Origin of the sequence: Erythrobacter sp. EC-HK427 (genome assembly GCF_902498745.1) — a bacterium.
Classification (GTDB): domain Bacteria; phylum Pseudomonadota; class Alphaproteobacteria; order Sphingomonadales; family Sphingomonadaceae; genus Alteraurantiacibacter.
Genome location: NZ_LR701479.1, coordinates 1790942 through 1810089, shown reverse-complemented (window position 1 = coordinate 1810089; position 19148 = coordinate 1790942). Strand labels below are relative to the sequence as shown.

The following is a 19148-nucleotide window of genomic DNA, read 5'->3' as shown; positions in this document are numbered from 1 at the left end:
CCCTCCAATAGTGTTCGGGCCATGCTGACGGTTTGTCCGCGCTTGAGCAAGCCTGTTTGTGCGGCCATATGCAGACAATGGCAGAATTGGTAATCAGGCGCGGGCTCGAAGAGCCGGACACGAGCGGAGCGTTCACGCCGCATAGGCCCGCACGGCCCGAGAAACCGGACGACCAGAAGCCGTTCAAACTCGTCTCCGACTATGACCCCGCAGGCGATCAGCCCACCGCGATTGCCGAACTGGTGGAAAGCGCGCTGGCGGGGGAGAAGACGCAGGTGTTGCTGGGCGTAACCGGCAGCGGCAAGACTTTCACCATGGCCAAGGTGATCGAAACCTTGCAGCGCCCTGCCCTGATCCTTGCCCCCAACAAGATCCTCGCCGCGCAGCTTTACGGCGAGTTCAAGAGCTTCTTCCCCGAAAACGCGGTCGAATATTTCGTCTCCTACTACGACTATTACCAGCCCGAAGCCTACGTCCCGCGCTCCGACACCTATATCGAGAAGGAATCTAGCGTAAACGAGGCGATCGACCGGATGCGCCACTCGGCCACCCGCGCACTGCTCGAACGGGACGATGTGCTGATCGTCGCCTCGGTCTCCTGCCTCTACGGCATCGGCTCGGTCGAAACCTATTCGGCGATGGTGTTCGACATCAAGACGGGCACCAGCGTCGACCAGCGCGAGCTGATCCGCAAGCTCGTCGCGCTGCAATACAAGCGCAACGACACCGCCTTTGCGCGCGGCTGCTTCCGTGTGCGCGGGGACAATCTGGAACTGTTCCCCAGCCACCTTGAAGACACCGCCTGGCGCATCAGCTTCTTCGGTGACGAGATCGAGGAAATCGCCGAATTCGACCCGCTCACCGGCAAAAAGGGCGAGGCGCTGGAGAAGGTGCGCGTCTATGCCAACTCGCACTACGTCACGCCCGGCCCGACGATGAAGCAGGCCGCCGAGGCGATCAAATTCGAGCTGACCGAACGGCTGAAGGAGTTGCACGAGGAAGGGCGCCTGCTGGAAGCCCAGCGGCTGGAACAGCGCACCAATTTCGATCTTGAGATGATCGCCGCGACCGGCAGCTGCAACGGGATCGAGAATTATTCGCGCTTCCTCACCGGCCGCCTGCCGGGCGAACCGCCGCCCACGCTCTTCGAATATCTGCCCGAAAACGCGCTGCTCTTCGTGGACGAATCGCACCAGACGGTGCCGCAAATCGGCGCAATGGCGCGCGGAGACCATCGCCGCAAGCTGACGCTGGCCGAATACGGCTTCCGCCTGCCCTCCTGCATCGACAACCGCCCTTTGCGCTTCAACGAATGGGACGCGATGCGCCCGCAAACCTTCGCCGTCTCCGCGACGCCCGGCAAATGGGAAATGGAACAGACCGGCGGCGTGTTTGCCGAGCAGGTGATCCGCCCCACCGGGCTGATCGACCCGCCGGTCGAGGTCAAGCCGGTGGAAGATCAGGTGCAGGACTGCATCGCCGAAGCCAAGGCGACCGCCGCCAAGGGATACCGCACGCTCGTCACCACGCTGACCAAGCGGATGGCGGAAGACCTGACCGAGTTCATGCATGAACAGGGCGTGCGCGTTCGCTATATGCACTCGGACGTGGAAACACTCGAACGCATCGAGCTGATCCGCGACCTGCGGCTGGGCGTGTATGACGTGCTGATCGGCATCAACCTGCTGCGCGAGGGATTGGACATTCCCGAATGCGGGCTGGTCGCCATTCTGGACGCGGACAAGGAAGGCTTCCTGCGTTCCGAGACCTCGCTGATCCAGACCATTGGCCGCGCCGCGCGCAATGTGGATGGCCGCGTGATCCTCTATGCCGACCGCATCACCGGTTCGATGGAGCGCGCCATGGCTGAAACCGACCGTCGCCGCGAAAAGCAGCGCGAGTTCAACACCGAACACGGCATCACCCCCACCACCATCAAACGCGCCATCGCCGATATCGTCGCCCACACCGCCTCACAGGATGGCGTGCTGGTGGATACGGGCGACGACGAGCGCAACAATCTGGTCGGCCACAATCTGCGCAGCTACATCGAGGACCTGGAAAAACGGATGCGCAACGCCGCCGCCGATCTGGAGTTCGAAGAGGCTGGCAGGTTGCGCGACGAAATCCGCCGCCTAGAGGCCGACGAGCTGGGCATTCCCGACGGCGAGAAGAAAGCGCCACTGGTGGGCCGGAGCAATGAGGGCAAACCGGGGACGCGGAAACTGAGGTATGGGCGGACGGCGCGGAAGATGGGTAAATAATTGCTAATAAACGATTTTATTTTTTTGTGTGGGGAAAACTATTTAGCCTAGCTTGCATAAGACGTCTTCATGCACTCACTGATCCGCTGCATTCGAAAAGAGGCAGCGATGATCCTAACCTTCAGCAGCGCAGAAACAGAGCGTATCTGGAACGGCAAGCGCAGCCGGAAGCTGCCTGCCGATATCCAGCAACGTGCGCTCGCGAAGCTCAACATGATCGATGCTGCCGAAACTCTCGATGATCTCAAGCTGCCGCCGAGTAACCGTCTGCACGAGCTTGCTGGCGACCGCACAGGCCAGCATTCGGTTTCAATTAATATGAAATGGCGTATATGTTTCGTCTGGAAAGACGGAAATGCTTACGATGTCGAAATCGTCGACTACCACTAACCCCGACTGGCTCCACATTCCCCATGCGGGAGAAATGCTGGTGTCGGAATTCATGGAGCCGTTGCAGCTCGATACCCCCGCTTTGGCCAAAGCTATCGCGGTCGAACCTGCGCGTTTGCAAGCCATGATAGATGGCAGCGCGCGTATCGACGGCGAACTTGACCTGCGTCTCGCGCGCTATTTCGGAATGTCGGAAGGGTTCTTCCTCCGCCTCCAGACCAGTGCAGAACTTCGCACCGCGAAGCGCGCGCTTAATGGCGATCTGGAAAAAATCGTCCCCCGCGCCGCCTGACCCTCTCCTTGCGTCCCCTCACACCCGCCCTCGCCCTGCTGCTCGCCGCGTGCGGCTCTGCCGCTGACGCGCCGCAGGGTGAGGCGACGCGGATCGTGTTCGACGAGGCGGGGCCGCCGCCGGCGCGTGCGTTTCCTTCGCCCGATACGTCAGACGCTTTCTGGCGGGTGGCGGCGAGCGGGCAGGCGGTCGATTTCGGCAATGATGGCGAGCCACCGCTGCTGTCGCTCGCCTGCGATCTCACCGATGCCGCCGCGCCGCAATTCGTCATCATCCGCCATGCCGAAGCGTTGCCGGGGCAGGAGGCGCTGTTCCCCTTTGTCGGCAACGGAATGAGCCGCCGCTTTCTTGCGGACACGGTGCTGGTCGATGGCGAATGGCGCTGGGAGGCACGGCTGCCCGCCGCCAGCACGCAGCTCGAAATTTTCGAAGGCCCGCGCGAAATGATCGCCACGCTGCCCGGGCGCGGAACCCTGGAAATGCGCGGGAGCCGGATTCCGGGCGAATTTCTCGCCTGGTGCCGCGCGGGTGGAGAATTGCCGGAGGTGGAGGGTGACGAGACCGGGGGGAGCGAAGAGGCGCGCTAGCCTTCCTCCGCCAGCTCCACCAAAGCATCGGGCGTTAGCACTTGCGGCAATTGCTCGCCCTCGCCGCCCGCCGGATACCAGATATACAGCGGCACCCCGGCCGCGCCCCATTCTTCCAGATAGCGGGTGATCGCCGGATCGGCGCGCGTCCAGTCGCCGCGCATCGCCACCACGCCCGCCGCCTCGAACGCCGCGCGGGTCGCCTCGCGCTCGATCGCCACGCTTTCATTGACCTTGCAGGTCACGCACCAGTCGGCGGTCAGCCACACGAACACCGGCGCGCCGCTCGCCCGCGCATCGGCGAGGGCCTCGGCGCTATAGGGCACGGGGTCGAGCACGCTCTCGACTGCCAACACCGATGTGTCATCAACGCGGAACGGCAGCGCGATGAGGAAATAGGCAGGGATCGCCAGCAGCAGCGCCTTCATCACAGGACGCGCTCTGCCGAAAGTCGCGAAGAGCACGGCCAGCGTCACGCCCGCGCCCAGCGCGCTGAAGGCAAAATGCACACCAGCCAGCCGCCATGCGAGCCAGAGGAGCGCCAATGCGGTGAGCGCCATCGGCACCGCCATCACCTTGCGGAAGGTCGCCATCCACGGCCCGGGCTTGGGCAAGCGATTGCGCAAGGCTGGCACAAAGCCAAGCAGAAGGAAGGGCAAGGCAAGGCCAAGACCCAGCGCGCCGAACAGCAGCATGGCTTGGGGTGCGGGGAGCAGTAGCGCAGCGCCCAAGGCCGCCGCCATAAACGGCCCGGTGCACGGTGTCGCGACGACCGCTGCGAGCAGGCCCGTGGCAAAGGCGCCTCCACCGCCGCGTGACCGGATCGGGAGGTTGGGGATTGCAAACAGACCGGCAAAGTTCGCGGTAATCAGCACCGCCAGCACCAGCAACGCGGCGACTACCAGCGGTTGTTGCAACTGAAACGCCCAGCCCACCTGCTCGCCCGCCGCGCGCAAGGCCAGCATCAGCGCGCCCAGCGCCAGACACGCGAGCACCACGCCCGCCGTGTAAGCCAGCCCCTCGCGCTTCGCCTGCGCCTCGCTGCCGCCTGCGCGCGCGAGCGCCAGCGCCTTGAGACTGAGGATCGGGAATACGCAGGGCATCAGATTGAGCAGCAACCCGCCGAGCAGCGCGCCGCCCAGCAGCAGCCAGAACGGGCTGTCCACCATCGCCCCGCCGATCGCCTCTCCGCCCACGGGAACGTCACCCGGTGCGGCCACAAAACGGATGCCCTCCCCCGGCGCGCCAAAGGCGAGAATGCCCGAAATCGTCTCCGGCTCGGCGCGCAAAGCGTTGCGGGAGATTTCGACCACCACATCATCGCCATTGCGGTAAAACCGCTGCACCGCCGCGTAATCCACCGTATCGATCTCGGCGATGAAGGCGTGCGGATTGGCAAGGTCGAGAGCGAGCGGCAAAGGGATGGCAATGCGCACAGTGCCCCCGGTAAAGGCAAAGCGCGCGGGGCTGTCGATCTGCGGCGGGATGGCAGCGCGGGCCGCGTCAAATTCGGCGCGCAGAGCCTCGCCTGTTTGGGGGAAGCGCAGCGTGAGAACCGCCGTCTCCGGCACGCACAATTCGTCCGAACAGGCGAGCCAGCGGGCGTTGACGGTGATCGGTGCCAGCCCCGCCACATCCGCACCCTCGGGCACTTCCAGCGGCACCAGCACGGTGTAAGGCGCTTTGAAAGCGTGGTTCACAATGCCGAACAATTGCAGCACTTCGGGCACCGGATAATCGGGCTCCGCCGCTTCCCAGCCTGCGGGCAATTGCCAGTCGAGCTGCATCCCCAGCCCCGCCTCGCCCGGATTGCTCCAATATCCGTGCCAGCCTTCCTGCGGGCGGAAACGCAAGGCGACGGTCAGCGTCTCGCCGGGTACTGGCGCGCTTTCGGCCACCAGATCGGCGGCAATGTAATTCTCCTGGCCCTGCGCCCACGCGCCCGCAGGAGCCGCCAGCAGCAGCACCGCAGCGAGCATACGCAGCGCCATTAGGCCAAAGGATACTATTGCCTGCATCGGGCCAGACACCTAGGTGCACAAGTGATGAGCGACAAGCGAGAACTCCTGATCCTTGGCGGCGGACTGGTCGGCATGACCCTTGCCCTCGCCGCTGCCCGCAAAGGCATTTCCAGCCATGTGGTCGACCGCGCCGATCCGGCAGAGCTGCTGGCAGAGGGTTTCGACGGGCGCGCCTCCGCGGTTTCCACGGCAAGCTGGAATCTGTTCACCAATATCGGCATCGCCGAGGCGCTGGAGCCCTTTGGCTGCAAGATCGAAAGCATTGCGGTGACCGACGCGATGCGGCCCGGGCGGATCGATTTCACGCCGGATGAGCACGAAGGCACGCTGGGCCGGATGTTCGCTAACCGCCAACTGCGGCTTGCCCTGTTCGAAGCGGCGAAGAGTGAGCCGCTGATCAATTGGCACGCGAAGGCCGATGTGGTGGAACGCCAGCGCGGCGAACACGGCGTCTCGGCGACGCTGGGTGATGGCACAGTGCTCGAAGCCAGCCTGCTGGTCGCTGCCGAAGGGCGCGGCTCGCCGACGCGCGAGGAAGCGGGCTTCACCATGGCGCATTGGGACTACAGCCACCGCGCGATCATCGCCGGGCTGATCCACAGCGCACCGCATGGCGGAGTAGCGTGGGAAATCTTCTATCCTGACGGCCCCTTCGCCCTGCTCCCGCTGCTCGATGACGACCAAGGCCGCCACCGCTCGGCGCTGGTGTGGACGGTTGACGAAAAGGATGCGGCGGGCGTGCTGGCACTCGGCCCGCGCGCGTTCCGGCACGAAGTCGCCAAGCGGATGCATGGCGTTCTGGGCGAAATCACCGTGGAAGGCGCGCGCTCGTCCTATCCGCTGGGCTTCCAGCATACCGCCAAGATTATCGAGCACCGACTGGCGCTGGTGGGCGATGCCGCACACGGAATGCACCCGATTGCCGGACAGGGTCTCAACCTTGGCCTGCGCGATGTTGGCACGCTAGTGGAGGTGCTGGCGGAAGGGATGCGGATCGGCCTCGATCCGGGCGATGCGCAATTGCTCGCCCGCTACGAGAAATGGCGCGCGCTCGATTCGCTGATGGTGATGGGCGCAACCGACACGCTGACCCGCCTTTTCGGTGTCCCCGGCAGGCTGGCGAGCGCGGTGCGCCGCTTTGGCATGGCGGGCGTGCAGCGCACACCCGCGCTCAAACGCTGGTTTATGGACGAAGCGCGCGGGGTGAGCGGGCAAGTGCCGGAATTGCTCAAAGGGTAGAACCCTACCGCCGCTGGTTCCCCGCCGGGCTGCGTTGCTCCACCGCCTCACCCTCACCGTCGCGCAGTTCGCGCGGATCGAGCACTGCCACTGTCTCCAGCGTTTCGAGCGCGCGCTGCGCGGCAGCGTAGCGTTCGGCATCTTCGATCCAGTCGGCAGCAATCGCGGCATTGGGCATATTGCGGATTTCCGACACCGCCGCCTCGATCCGCCCGCTTTCGAGGAACAGCCGCGCGCGCTCCAGCCGCCGTTCGGCCACTGGCGAGGGCGTATCGTCACGGCGGATAATAAACAGCTCGGAAAGCTCACGGCCCAGCCGGGTGAACACGCCCTCATCTGCCGGCGCCGAATCCAGTTCGGGCGCAAGGCCGGACAATTGCGCGATCAGCTGGTCGAGCGTGACCGGATCCTGTGCCGCATTGATGATCGTCTGCACCGCATTGGGGCGATCCTCGCCAAAGCGCAGCCGCAACTGGTCGGCCAGATAGCCCAAAGGGGCACCGCGTTCGATCGCGCGGCGACTGGCGAAAGCGATCAGCAGCGCCTCTGCCCGCGCGGCATTGCCAGCGGCGGCTTGCGACTGGAGATCGAGCCGCGTCAGCCGCTGTTCGAGCGCCGCGATCCGGCTGTCGAGCCCGCCTTGGGTTTCCACCACCTGTTCGACCTGCTCGGCAGCCGCGCGCGCTTCCTGCGCAATTTCCTGGGGCGAGGTGGCTATTGGAGAGGGAGTTGCTTCGGGCTCGGTCGCGTCCGGCTCATCGGCAGGAGCGGCGGGCGCTTCCGCCTCGCTCCGCACCGAGAACAACTCGCCCAACCCGTCACTGTTGGAAATGGCCCACATCCCGCCCGCACCCAGCGCCAGCGCCGCGCCTGCGGTGATCGCCAAGGGCTTCAGCAAAGACGGCTTGCTCTGTGTATCCGGCGTGGGAAAATCGAAATTCTGCTCCATCGCGTCCTTCTGCATAGCGACCGGTGAGCATCCCCTTAATGGCTCACCTGGGGTCTGACAGCGTTTTACATCATTGCCACATCTGTTGGGCCATGGCCAACAATGCCGCATCATCGGGCTGTGGAGCAGCGCGAACGGTGCGCCATCCGGTTCCTGCCGCCTCTGCCACGCGCGGGCCGATGCAAGCGAGCGCAATGCGCGCCTTGTCCAGACCGCGCCGGTCGCACTCTTCGGCAAAATGGCGCGCGGCGGCGGCGGAATGGAGCAAGACCAAGGGCTTGGCGGCGCGCAGGCTAACCTCGTCGCTGCCGGTCAAGGCAAGCGCGCGCACCTCGTAAACGACGCATTCGGTGATGGTGATGCCTGCAGGCGGTGTCAGCGCGATATTCTCCGCCCCGGCAAGGCGCAGCAGGCGGAGCGGTGCGCGAAGACTGTCGAGCACGCCTTGCAGGCCGCCCGATCCAGTCTCGGCGACGGTGAAACCCGCTTCTCTCGCCGCGTCGGCCGTCGCTTCACCGACGGCGTATACCGGCAGGTGTTTGAAGCCTTCCAGCCCCTCCCCGCCATGGCGGAAAGCATTGGCGCTGCCGATTAGCAGCCCGTCAAAACCGGCGGCGTCGGGCGCTGTCCAGCGCAGCGGCACCACGTCGAATAGCGGTCTGCCGATCACCGCCAGTCCCAATTCGCGTGCAGCGGCGAGCGTCGATTGCAATCCGGGTTCGGGCCGGATGACAAAGATCATGCGTCGCCGTCAAAAACGGCGCGGATTGCCGGATTGGCGCGCGCCAACAGGTCGCGGCCCAAGGCCTTTGCTGCGTCGATATCGCCTGCGGCAAAGCGCGCTTCGCCCTCGACCCTTTCTGCTCCGTCCGCGCTGTAGATCGCGGCGCGCATCGCCAGTTCGCCCGCTTCATGCGTGCACAGGACGGCAATCGGCGAATGGCAATTGCCCCCCAGCGCCAGCAGCAGCGCGCGTTCGGCCAGCACCTCGGCGCGGCTGGGCGCATGGTCGAGCGGGGCGAGCCATTCGCGCACTTTCGTGTCATCGGCGCGGCATTCGATGGCGATGGCACCCTGCGATGGCGCGGGCAGCCAGTCGTTCTCGTCGAGCGGCGTGCCGACACTATCCTGCCCCAACCGCTCCAATCCCGCCGCCGCAAGGAAAGTCGCATCCGCTTCCCCCGCCTTGAGCTTGCCGAGCCGCGTGGCGACATTGCCGCGGAACATCACGACGTGGCAATCGGGCCGGGCATGGAGCAATTGCGCCGCCCGCCGCGGCGCGCTCGTTCCGACAATTGCGCCTTCAGCCAAATCCGCGATGCTGTCCGCACCAATAAGCCGGTCACGCTTGTCTGCACGCGGCAAAATGGCGGAGAGCGTGAAGATATCCGGGCGGATCGTCTCGACATCTTTCAGCGAATGCACCGAGGCGTCGATCAGCCCTTCCGCCAGCCAGCCATCCAGCTCTTTCGTCCACAGCGCCTTGCCGCCGATATCGGCCAGCGGGCGATCAAGCACCTTGTCGCCGCTTGCCAGCACATCAACCAATTCCACCGCGCTTTCGTCCCAACCATGCGCGGCGCAGAGCCGTGCGCGGGTCTCATGCGCTTGTGCCATGGCGAGCGGGGAATTGCGGGTGCCGAGTTTCAGGAGCGGTGTCTGGGTCATGCGTCTGCTTGCCCTAGCGGCCCCATCGGCTAAGGGGAAGCGCGATGACACTGGTGCTTGGCATAGAAAGCTCGTGCGACGAAACCGCCGCCGCTTTGGTGACGGGAGACCGGCGCATTCTGGCGCAGGCCATCGCCAGCCAGGAGGCCGAGCACGCGCCCTATGGCGGGGTCGTGCCCGAAATCGCTGCGCGCGCCCATGCCGAACGGCTGGCTCCGCTGGTGGAAAAAGTGCTGCGCGAGGCGGATGTGACGCTCGCCGATTGCGACGCGATAGCCGCGACCGCCGGGCCGGGTCTGATCGGCGGCGTGATGGTCGGGCTGGTCACCGCCAAGGCCCTGGCCATGGCCAGCGACACGCCGCTGCTGGCGATCAACCATCTGGAAGGACACGCTTTAAGCCCGCGTCTGGCCGACAGCACGCTCGCATTTCCCTATGCCCTGCTGCTGGTGAGCGGCGGACACTGCCAGATTTTGCGCGTCGCCGGAGTCGGGCAATACCAGCGCCTTGCGACCACGATTGACGATGCTTTGGGCGAAGCGTTTGACAAGACCGCGAAGATATTGGGCCTCGGCTATCCCGGCGGCCCGGCGGTGGAGCGGCTGGCGATGCAGGGCGATGCTGCAGCGGTAGACCTCCCGCGCCCGATGAAAGGGAGCAAGGAGCCGCATTTCTCCTTCGCAGGTCTGAAAAGCGCGGTTTTGCGGGCAAAGGAGGCTCAGGGCAGTCGGGGTTTCAGCTATTCTGACGCCGATATCGCCGCATCCTTCCAACAGGCGGCGCTCGATTGCATCCTTGATCGCACGCGCAAGGCGCTGAAAGCCATGCAGCCCGTCACCGCGCTCGTTGTCGCTGGCGGGGTGGCGGCCAACCAGACGATCCGCAGCGGGCTGGAGCAGCTGGCGCGCGAGCATGGCCTCGCTTTCACCGCGCCGCCGCTGGCTTTATGCACCGATAACGCGGCGATGATCGCCTGGGCGGGGATCGAGCGTTTGCGCGAGGGTTTCTCTGCCGATCCGCTCGATCTGCAAGCACGCCCCCGCTGGCCGCTTGATCCCGATGCGGAAGCGGTGCGCGGGGCAGGAGTAAAGGCATGACAATCGGCGTAATCGGAGCGGGCGCTTGGGGCACGGCACTGGCGCAGGCGCTGGCGAGCGACGGGCGCAGCGTCAAGCTGTGGGCGCTCGAAGTCGGGCTGGCTGACCGGATCAATGCGACCCGCCGCAATGATCTTTACCTGCCCTCTGCCGACCTCGCCGCGAGTATTCAAGCGACGGGCGATCTGGCCGATATGGCCGATTGCGACGCGCTGCTGATCGTCACCCCGGCGCAGCATATGGGCGCAACGCTGGCGAAGCTCCCCGCATTCCCCCAAGACCTTGTGCTCTGCGCCAAAGGCATCGAGGCGAGCAGCGGGCGGATGATGCACGACGTTGCGCACGCCATCGCTCCTGCCAGCGATATCGCCGTCCTTTCCGGCCCGACCTTCGCGCATGAAGTCGCCGCCGGCCTGCCTTGCGCGGTGACGCTGGCGTGCAGCGGCGGCGCGGCGCAGTGGGAGCGGCTGAGCCCCGCCATCGCCCGCCCCAACTTCCGCCCCTATTATTCGGACGATGTCGTGGGCGCGGAAGTGGGCGGAGCGGTGAAGAACGTGCTGGCGATTGCCTGCGGCGTTGTCGACGGGCTCGGGCTGGGGCAGAACGCCCGCAACGCGCTGATCACCCGCGGCTTTGCCGAAATGCTGCGGTTCGGCGTGGCGCTGGGCGGCAAGGCGGAGACGCTGAACGGGCTATGTGGTCTGGGTGATCTGGTGCTCACCTGCTCCTCCACCTCCAGCCGCAATTTCTCGCTCGGCAAGGCGCTGGGCGAAGGCATGAGCGCGGAAGAGGCGCTGGCGGACAAACGCACCGTGGCCGAAGGCGCGCACACCGCGCCGATCCTCGCCACTATTGCGCAGCAACATGGCGTGCAAATGCCGATTGTCGAAGCGGTCAATCATCTGCTCGCCGGGCGCCCCGCGAAGGACGTGGTGGCCGAACTCCTCGCGCGCCCGCTCAAGGCAGAGGGCCTGACGGCTTGAGCGAACCCGCGCATCCCAAAGGCAGCCCTGCCGAGCATCACGAGGATATGACCGCGCTGGTCAAAGGCGGGCGCACGAATACGCTGGGTTTCCTCCTCCGGTTGCTGGGCGGCATCCCTTTCCTATTCATCGGCTACCGCCTGTATGGCGTGGAGGAAATGGGCCGTTTCGCCTCTGCCGTGGTGGTGGTGGAGCTGTTCGCGCTGATCTGCGCTTTGGGCGAAAAGCGCGGCCTTGCGCAGCGGCTCACCCACGGCGTCGAGGACGATGGCGAGCGGCCCGCCAATCTGGTGTTTGACGGCATTCTCGCCTCGTTGACGGTATCAACGCTGGTCGTCACCCTGCTGCTGATCTTCCCCTACCCGATCTTCCCCAACGGGATGAGTGGGCCGTATGACATTCTTATCATCGCGGCGATCCCGGCTTTCGCGCTGACCGAAATCCTGCTTGCCGCGCAGGCGTACAAATTCGACATTGCCACCACAGTGCGCGCCCGCGCGATTGTCGAGCCGTGGACACGCTCGATCGCGGTGGCGGCGTTTTTCTTTATCCCTGCATTGAATGATGGCGGGGTGGCGCTCGCTTATCTGGCGGCGGTCTATGCCGCATTGCTGACCGCCGCTTGGCCCTTCCTCAAAAGCTATGGCCTGCCCAAAGGCTGGCGGCCGCGCCCCAGATATCTGGGCGGGTTGATGAGCCGTGCCTTCCCGCTCGCCGGAGCCGATGTGATCGAGCGCGGGACGCGGCTGATCGACGTGTTCCTGCTCGGCCTGTTCACGTCCGAAACGGCGGTGGGCATTTATTACTTCGCGAAGGAAATCGCCAGCCTGCCGCAAAAGCTGAAAACCAGTTTCGAACCGGTGCTATCGCCCGTCATCACCAAGAATTTGAAAACCGGCAATATGGCCGCGATTGCCCAACAGGTCCGGCAAGTCGGCTTCTGGATCATCGCCCTGCAACTGGGCATCGCGCTCGCGCTGGCGATACCGGGGCAAGCGATCATGGGACTGGGCGGCCCGGCGATTGTCGGCGGCACGGGCGCGCTCGCGCTGCTGCTGATTGCCGAGGCGGTGGCGAGCATGGCGGTCGTGTCCGAAGGCGTGCTCGTCTACATCGCCAAGAAGCGCAATCTGGCAATTTCCACCGGGGTGATCGTGGTGCAGGCGCTGCTGACCGTGGGCCTTATCCTGCTGGTGGAGCACTTCGCTTTGGATGAAGGCTACATGGCGGCGGGTGCGGCGATGGCTTTGCTGCTGGCGCTGGGCCTGTCGAGCGTGATCAAGGCGCATATGCTCAAGACCCTGCTCAAAGCACCGGTGGGCAATCTGCGCCTTGCGCTAGTGTGGGCAACAGGCGCGGCAGTGCTGGTGGGGCAAGTGGTGATCCTATTGCCCGAATGGGTGGAGCTGGCTTTCGGCATTCCCGCGATCCTCGCCACCTATGGCTATGTGATCTGGAAACGCGGCTTTGGGCCGGAAGACAAGGTGTTGTTCAAGAAGAGCACCGCGCTGGACATTCCCGCCAATCCGCCGCCAGCTGGCTGAGCCACATTCACAAGCGGTTCACCGCCTGACTGTGATTTTGCACCACAAATGCAACGCAGGAGGGACTGATGCGGAGAATTGCAGGAAGCGCGATGGCTGTGGTGCTGGTGGCGACGCTGGCGGGATGCCAGACGGCTGATGGTGACAGCGGCGATCCGGTTAGCTCGGTTCCGCCTCCAGCGCCCGCTCCGCCTCCTCCTCCCGCTCCGCCGCCGCCCCCGCCGCCCACGGTCAGCGGAAACGACGAGAGTATCGTGGTCACCGGAACGCGGATGCGCCAGCAAAACATGGATTCCGCTGCGCCGCTTGCGGTTGTATCCAGCGCCGATTTCGCCAGCGGTCAGGTGACTACGGAGAACGTCGCCATTCCCCCTGCGGCCACCGATCCCGAGACCGATCCCGTGACCGAACCTGGGCGCTATCACGTCGTCCCCGGCGTGCGCGTCCCCACCCAGCCGAGCCGCGAGCAATATGCTGGCGAGGAAGTCGCGCCCGTGCGGCTCTCGCTTTACGAGCCTGTCAGCACCTTCTCGGTCGATGTCGATACCGGTGCTTACGCCAATGCGCGCCGCTTCCTCAATAGCGGACAATTGCCGCCTGCCGCGGCAGTGCGCACCGAGGAATTGATCAATTATTTCCGCTATGATTACCCGCTGCCCGAAGACCCGTTGCAGCCCTTCTCGGTCACCACCGACATGGCGGTAACGCCGTGGAACCCGGACACCCGCCTGCTGCGCATTGGCCTGCGCGGATACGATCTGCCGCGCGATGAGCGCCCGCCCGCCAATCTCGTCTTCCTGCTCGATGTCTCGGGCAGCATGGGCAGCGCGGACAAACTGCCGCTGGTGCAGGCCGCGATGCGCCAGCTGGCGGGCGAATTGCAGGAGCAAGACCGCGTCTCCATCGTCGTTTACGCAGGGGCCGCCGGAGTGGTGCTGGAGCCGACCAATGACGCGGCTGCCATCCGCCGCGCGATCAACAATCTGCGTGCGGGCGGCTCAACCGCCGGGGGAGCCGGCATCCAGCTCGCCTACGATGTCGCGCGTTCCAGCTTTATCGAGGATGGGATCAACCGCGTGATCCTTGCCACTGATGGCGATTTCAATGTCGGCACCACCAGCCGCGATGCGCTGGTCGAACTGGTCGAGCAGCAGCGCGATTCGGGCATCACGCTGACCACGCTCGGCTTCGGCACGGACAATTACAACGAGGCGTTGATGGAGCAGATCGCCAATCACGGGAACGGCAACTACGCCTATATCGATTCGGCGATGGAAGCGCAGAAGGTGCTGTCCGAAGAGATGGAATCGACACTGTTCACCATCGCCCATGATGTGAAGATACAGGTTGAATTCAATCCGGCGCTCGTTTCGCAATATCGCCTGATTGGTTACGAAAACCGCGCGCTGCGCGAAGAGGATTTCGACAATGACGCGGTCGATGCAGGCGAAATCGGGGCGAGCCATCAGGTAACCGCGATTTACGAGGTGGTGCCTGCGGGCGCGGACGGCTGGATCCGCCCGCGCCGCTACGCCGACCAGCCCGAAGTGCCGCAGAATATGCTCGACGAAATGGCCTTTGTGCAATTGCGCTACAAATTGCCGGGCGAGGACAGCTCGCGGCTGATCGAGCAGCCGCTGCCCGCGACCATGCTGACCCGTGCGGGCCGCCCGCGCGGCGATATGGCCTTTGCCAGCGCGGTGGCGGCCTATGGCCAGCTTCTGCGTGGCGACGCGCTGATGGGTGATTTCACTTTTGCCGATGTCGCGCGTCTGGCGGGCAATCAGGACGGTTTCTGGCGCGAGGAATTCCTCCAGCTGGTAGCCCTTGCGGAAACGCTCGACGAACGCTGACTCGACGAAAGTGGATAGGCGCGGCTAAGGACAAGACTATGTCCTTCCTCCGCCGCCCCTTGGTCGCCATCGCGCTTGGCGTCTTCGCCATATTTTTGCTCGCCCGCTTTGTCGGCGGAGCCAGCGCGGTGGGCCTCGCCGCCGGGATGCAGGCGCAGGCGGCGGCGGCGATTGCAGATGCGGGGGGCACGGAGAATGTGCGCGCACTCTATGTTTCGCCCGGCGGCAGTCCCAGCCGCCATCCGATTCTGGTGGGGGCGGAAGGTTTGAGCGAACAAACCCGCGCCGAAATTGCGCGCGCGGTCGCCGCCGTCCCCGGCACGGCGGGCATACGCTGGGCCGATGGCAATATGCTGGCCGAAAGCGGCGCTGCGCAATACCAGCCGCTGCATTGCCAGGAGGACGTGCAGGCACTGCTGCGCGCGCGCAGCATCCGCTTTGAAGAAGGTTCGAGCCGACTCGATCGCGCCAGCGCGGCGCTGATCGCCGAAGTGGCGGGCGCGCTGCGCCCCTGCCTTGGCGCGATTATCCAGATCACCGGCCACACCGACAATTCCGGCGCCGAACCGGGCAATCTCGCCCTGTCGACCGAGCGTGCGGTAGCGGTGCGCGCGGCATTGATCCAGCGAGGCATTCCGGCAGACGGCTTGCGGGCGCGCGGGGTTGGCTCGCGTGTTCCGGTGGAAGGCCTGCCGCCGGGCGATCCGGCCAACCGGCGGATCGAATTCTCGGTGCTCGCCACCCAGCCGATCGTGCCCACCCCCGTCGATACGCCGGCGCCCCGCTGACCGCGCGCCGACACGGTTGCGCAGCCGCCCGCCCTTCCTGTAAAGGACAAATCATGCCGATCTGGATGGAAGTGCTGGTGCTGATGCTGGTCGCCTATGCGATCGGGCTGGGCCTTGGCTGGATCATCTGGGCGCGCGGCTGATATTCACTCTAACGGAACTCGCCCATGCCTGAATTGCTTGCAGAATACTGGTATCTGGTGCTCGCCGCCTTTGTGCTGGGCCTTGTCATTGCCTGGTGGATTTTCAGCGCCAACCGCAAAACCCGCGTGGAGATCGAGGACAAGCCCGACGCAACCGGCGGTGCCAAGCGCAACCAGGCGCTGATCGACGCGCCCGCTGCGGTAGCAAAGGACGCGCCCTCATCCTCGCCCGGACCGCTTTCGGCAACGGCCAATTCCGACGCGGTCGCCGCCGCACCTGCCGCTGCCGATGCCGAGGCAGGCGCAGCGGTTCCGGCGCGCGAAGCGATCAGGGAAATGGCTGCCGCGCCGACAGCGCAAGCGGGCAGCGAGGGCGACGACTTGCGCCGTATCAAAGGGGTCGGGCCGAAGCTTGTCACCCTGCTCGCCGAACAGGGCGTCACCAGCTTCGCGCAAATCGCCGCCTGGAGCGATGCCGATATCGACCGGATCGATGCAACACTCGGCCGCTTCGAAGGCCGCATCCGCCGCGACGATTGGGTGGCGCAAGCGCAGCTTCTCGCCGCTGACGATCTCGCCGGATACGAAGCACGCTTCGGCAAACTTTGAGCGCGCATCCGTTGCGCGCCCACGGCCGATATCCCGCCTTGCTCCGCCCGCGCTGAAAACCTACAGGCGGTTTCAAAGGAGACTAGTTTTATGGCCGGTATGGTTCCCTTCGATTGGGCCGACCCCTTCAATCTCGACGACCAGCTGACCGAAGAGGAACGCATGGTGCGCGATGCGGCGCACGGCTTTGCGCAAAGCGAGCTGCAGCCGCGCGTGATCGAGGCCTATGCCGAAGAGGCGGACACGCCCGAACTGTTCCCGCTGATGGGGCAGGCAGGCCTGCTCGGCGTGACGATCCCCGAGGAATTCGGCGGATCGGGCGCGAGCTATGTCGCCTATGGTCTTGTCGCGCGCGAGATCGAACGGGTGGACAGCGGTTACCGCTCGATGGCGAGCGTGCAGTCGAGCCTCGTGATGTATCCGATCCACGCCTATGGTTCGGATGAACAGCGCCGCAAATATCTTCCCGGCCTCGCCAGCGGAGAACTGATCGGTTGCTTCGGCCTGACCGAACCCGATGCCGGTTCCGACCCCGCGGGAATGCGCACCTATGCCAAAAAGGATGGCGACGGCTATTCGATTTCCGGCGCGAAGACATGGATTTCCAACGCGCCCTTCGCCGATGTCTTCGTCGTCTGGGCGAAGTCAGAGGCGCATGGCGGCAAGGTGCGCGGCTTCGTGCTCGAAAAGGGCATGGCGGGGCTGGACGCGCCGAAGATTCGCGGCAAGCTCTCTTTGCGCGCAAGCACCACCGGCATGATCCAGATGGACGAGGTGAAACTGCCCGCCGGTGCGCTGCTGCCCGATGTGGAAGGCATGAAAGGCCCGTTCGGCTGCCTCAACCGCGCGCGCTACGGCATTTCGTGGGGCAGCATGGGGGCCGCCGAGTTCTGCTATCATGCGGCGCGGCAATATGGCCTTGATCGCCACCAGTTCGGCGTCCCGCTTGCGTCCAAGCAGCTTTACCAGCTCAAACTGGCCGATATGGCGAGCGAGATTGCCCTTGGCCTGCAAGGCTCCCTGCGCGTCGGGCGGTTGATGGATGAAGGCAAATTCGCGCCGGAGATGATCAGCGTGGTGAAACGCAACAATGTCGGCAAAGCGCTTGCCATGGCACGCACCGCGCGCGATATGCATGGCGGGAACGGGATTTCCGGCGAATATCAAGTGATGCGCCACATGGCGAATCTCGAAACCGTGAACACCTATGAAGGCACGCATGACGTGCACGCGCTGATTCTGGGGCGGGCGATTACCGGTATTTCCGCCTTTTGAGCGTTCTCCAGTGCGTAAACTGTGACAAATTCGCAACGTCGCAAAAAGTGAACAAAAATTTTACTTCGCAGTTGCGGAACGTTAGGGCATTAAGGCAATTGCGATGGTATAGCGCGGTCAAAGATTGGCCGTGTGAAATGTGAAGGAAACACAATGAGGAAACTACTGCTCTCGGCGTCCGTAGTGGCGCTTGCCGTACCGGGTGCTGCCCATGCAGACCCGTATATTGCCATCAGCGGCGGCGTTGCCACTGCTGAAAACGTCACCAACAATGGTGTCACCACGGCAGATATCGATGCAACCACGATCGGTGCTTATCCCGCGATCCCCAGCGGCACCGGCTATTCGTTCGAAACGAATGCCGATCTCGGCTGGAACGTTGGCGGCCAGATCGGTTACGCGTTTGACGGCGGTCTGCGTATCGAACTCGAAGGCAGCTATGTTGCCTACGATCTCGAATATCACCGCGATCTGCGCATCGGCGGCGTGCTGATCGAAGATCCGGATGCCAACATCCTGACCCGCGGCGCTTTCACCGGCACCTCGGTTGGCGAACTGCTGGCTGATGCAACCGGCGATGTGGAAAGCATCGGCGCGTTCCTCAACATCCTGTATGATTTCGACCTTGGTTCGGTTTCGCCCTATATCGGCGCTGGCGCCGGTATCTACGCGATCGACGTGGACTATGCGCCCGGCGGCGTGTCCGTGGTCAACGATGCAGACACGACCTTCGCCTATCAGGGCATTGTCGGCCTGTCGGGCAATCTGGGCGAGAACACCGAACTGTTCGCGGAATACAAGTATCGCCGCCTGTTCGACGAAGCCGCGCTGGACAACATTCTGCTTCCCGCAACGCTGGAAACCGATCCCGTGCAGCACCTCGGCTCGATCGGTATCCGCTTCTTCCTTGGTGGTGACGCGCCCGTTGTCCCGCCGGTGGTAGTCGAGCCTCCGCGTCAGGTTACTCCGCCTGTGGTGGCACCGCGCCCGGTTCAGCCGACGCAGCCGACGGTTCAGCCGTGCGAAACCGGCCCGTACATCGTGTTCTTCGATTGGGACGAATCGACCATCACGCCGGAAGCTGCCAACGTGCTCAACAGCGCCGTCAGCGCCTACAGCAACTGCGGCACCGCTCGCGTCATGCTCGCCGGTCACGCAGACCGTTCGGGTTCGACGCAGTACAACGTGGGCCTCTCGCAGCGTCGTAACGCCGCTGTGCAGCAGTACCTCACCGGTCGCGGCATCCCGGCTGCTCGCATCATGAGCGAAGCCTTCGGCGAATCGCAGAACCGCGTTCCCACCGCTGACGGTGTCCGCGAGCTGCAGAACCGCCGCGTGGAAGTGACCTACGGCCCGGGTTCGGGCATGTAATCACTGCCAGCCAATGGCATAAGAAAAGGGCCGGAGGAGCAATCCTCTGGCCCTTTTTCTATGCGCTCTTTGGGT

Annotated in this window: 17 protein-coding genes; 13 read left to right on the top strand and 4 right to left on the bottom strand. The window is 64.5% G+C overall.

The window, feature by feature from the left end:
• Positions 1 to 77 precede the first annotated feature (77 nt).
• The 4 genes from uvrB (at position 78) to GC121_RS08840 (ending at position 3533) form a co-directional block, all read left to right on the top strand.
• Complete coding sequence (gene uvrB / locus GC121_RS08855; RefSeq protein ID WP_151973934.1) at positions 78 to 2264, top strand: excinuclease ABC subunit UvrB; 2187 nt, start codon at positions 78 to 80, stop codon at positions 2262 to 2264.
• 108 nt (positions 2265 to 2372) lie between these two features.
• A complete protein-coding gene (locus tag GC121_RS08850) occupies positions 2373 to 2654 on the top strand; it encodes a type II toxin-antitoxin system RelE/ParE family toxin (RefSeq protein WP_151975674.1) in 282 nt (93 codons plus the stop codon).
• Complete coding sequence (locus GC121_RS08845) at positions 2629 to 2946, top strand: HigA family addiction module antitoxin (protein ID WP_151973933.1); 318 nt, start codon at positions 2629 to 2631, stop codon at positions 2944 to 2946. Before GC121_RS08850 ends, GC121_RS08845 begins: the two co-directional genes overlap by 26 nt.
• A gap of 8 nt (positions 2947 to 2954) precedes the next feature.
• Positions 2955 to 3533 (top strand): hypothetical protein, encoded by a 579-nt coding sequence (locus tag GC121_RS08840; RefSeq protein ID WP_151973932.1) that lies wholly within the window; start codon positions 2955 to 2957, stop codon positions 3531 to 3533.
• Here the strand turns inward: GC121_RS08840 and GC121_RS08835 are convergent.
• Entirely contained in the window at positions 3530 to 5524 is a 1995-nt protein-coding gene (locus GC121_RS08835) for a protein-disulfide reductase DsbD (RefSeq protein ID WP_234421172.1), read from the bottom strand. The genes GC121_RS08840 and GC121_RS08835 overlap by 4 nt on opposite strands.
• A gap of 54 nt (positions 5525 to 5578) precedes the next feature.
• Between GC121_RS08835 and GC121_RS08830 the strand changes: the two genes are divergently transcribed.
• A complete protein-coding gene (locus GC121_RS08830; RefSeq protein WP_151973930.1) occupies positions 5579 to 6793 on the top strand; it encodes an FAD-dependent monooxygenase in 1215 nt (404 codons plus the stop codon).
• A gap of 4 nt (positions 6794 to 6797) precedes the next feature.
• Here the strand turns inward: GC121_RS08830 and GC121_RS08825 are convergent, their stop codons facing one another.
• The 3 genes from GC121_RS08825 to hemC are packed head-to-tail and all read right to left on the bottom strand — an operon-like array spanning position 6798 to position 9410.
• Entirely contained in the window at positions 6798 to 7757 is a 960-nt protein-coding gene (locus GC121_RS08825) for a hypothetical protein (protein WP_151973929.1), read from the bottom strand.
• A gap of 55 nt (positions 7758 to 7812) precedes the next feature.
• Positions 7813 to 8484 carry a uroporphyrinogen-III synthase gene (locus GC121_RS08820; RefSeq protein WP_151973928.1) on the bottom strand — a complete coding sequence of 224 codons (672 nt, stop codon included), beginning with the start codon at positions 8482 to 8484 and terminating at the stop codon, positions 7813 to 7815.
• Complete coding sequence (hemC, locus tag GC121_RS08815; protein WP_151973927.1) at positions 8481 to 9410, bottom strand: hydroxymethylbilane synthase; 930 nt, start codon at positions 9408 to 9410, stop codon at positions 8481 to 8483. Before hemC ends, GC121_RS08820 begins: the two co-directional genes overlap by 4 nt.
• Before the next feature lie 44 nt (positions 9411 to 9454).
• On the opposite strand from hemC, the gene tsaD reads away from it, so the two are divergent.
• The 8 genes from tsaD to GC121_RS08775 all read left to right on the top strand — a co-directional run bounded on the left by tsaD (position 9455) and on the right by GC121_RS08775 (position 19073).
• Positions 9455 to 10507, top strand: a complete 1053-nt coding sequence (gene tsaD / locus GC121_RS08810; protein WP_151973926.1) for a tRNA (adenosine(37)-N6)-threonylcarbamoyltransferase complex transferase subunit TsaD — start codon at positions 9455 to 9457, stop codon at positions 10505 to 10507.
• A complete protein-coding gene (locus tag GC121_RS08805) occupies positions 10504 to 11490 on the top strand; it encodes an NAD(P)H-dependent glycerol-3-phosphate dehydrogenase (protein WP_151973925.1) in 987 nt (328 codons plus the stop codon). The genes tsaD and GC121_RS08805 overlap by 4 nt, the downstream gene beginning before the upstream one ends.
• Positions 11491 to 11537: 47 nt before the next feature.
• Entirely contained in the window at positions 11538 to 13034 is a 1497-nt protein-coding gene (locus GC121_RS08800) for a lipopolysaccharide biosynthesis protein (protein WP_151975673.1), read from the top strand.
• Positions 13035 to 13102: 68 nt separating this feature from the next.
• On the top strand, positions 13103 to 14887 hold the full coding sequence (locus GC121_RS08795; protein ID WP_151973924.1) for a VWA domain-containing protein: 1785 nt from the start codon (positions 13103 to 13105) through the stop codon (positions 14885 to 14887).
• A gap of 38 nt (positions 14888 to 14925) precedes the next feature.
• Positions 14926 to 15675 carry an OmpA family protein gene (locus tag GC121_RS08790; RefSeq protein WP_151973923.1) on the top strand — a complete coding sequence of 250 codons (750 nt, stop codon included), beginning with the start codon at positions 14926 to 14928 and terminating at the stop codon, positions 15673 to 15675.
• A gap of 167 nt (positions 15676 to 15842) precedes the next feature.
• Positions 15843 to 16427, top strand: coding sequence for a helix-hairpin-helix domain-containing protein (locus tag GC121_RS08785; protein WP_151973922.1), 585 nt, complete (start codon positions 15843 to 15845; stop codon positions 16425 to 16427).
• Positions 16428 to 16517: 90 nt separating this feature from the next.
• Positions 16518 to 17702, top strand: a complete 1185-nt coding sequence (locus tag GC121_RS08780; protein WP_234421171.1) for an acyl-CoA dehydrogenase — start codon at positions 16518 to 16520, stop codon at positions 17700 to 17702.
• A 153-nt stretch (positions 17703 to 17855) separates the two neighbouring features.
• Positions 17856 to 19073, top strand: a complete 1218-nt coding sequence (locus GC121_RS08775; RefSeq protein ID WP_151973921.1) for an OmpA family protein — start codon at positions 17856 to 17858, stop codon at positions 19071 to 19073.
• Positions 19074 to 19148: the final 75 nt, after the last annotated feature.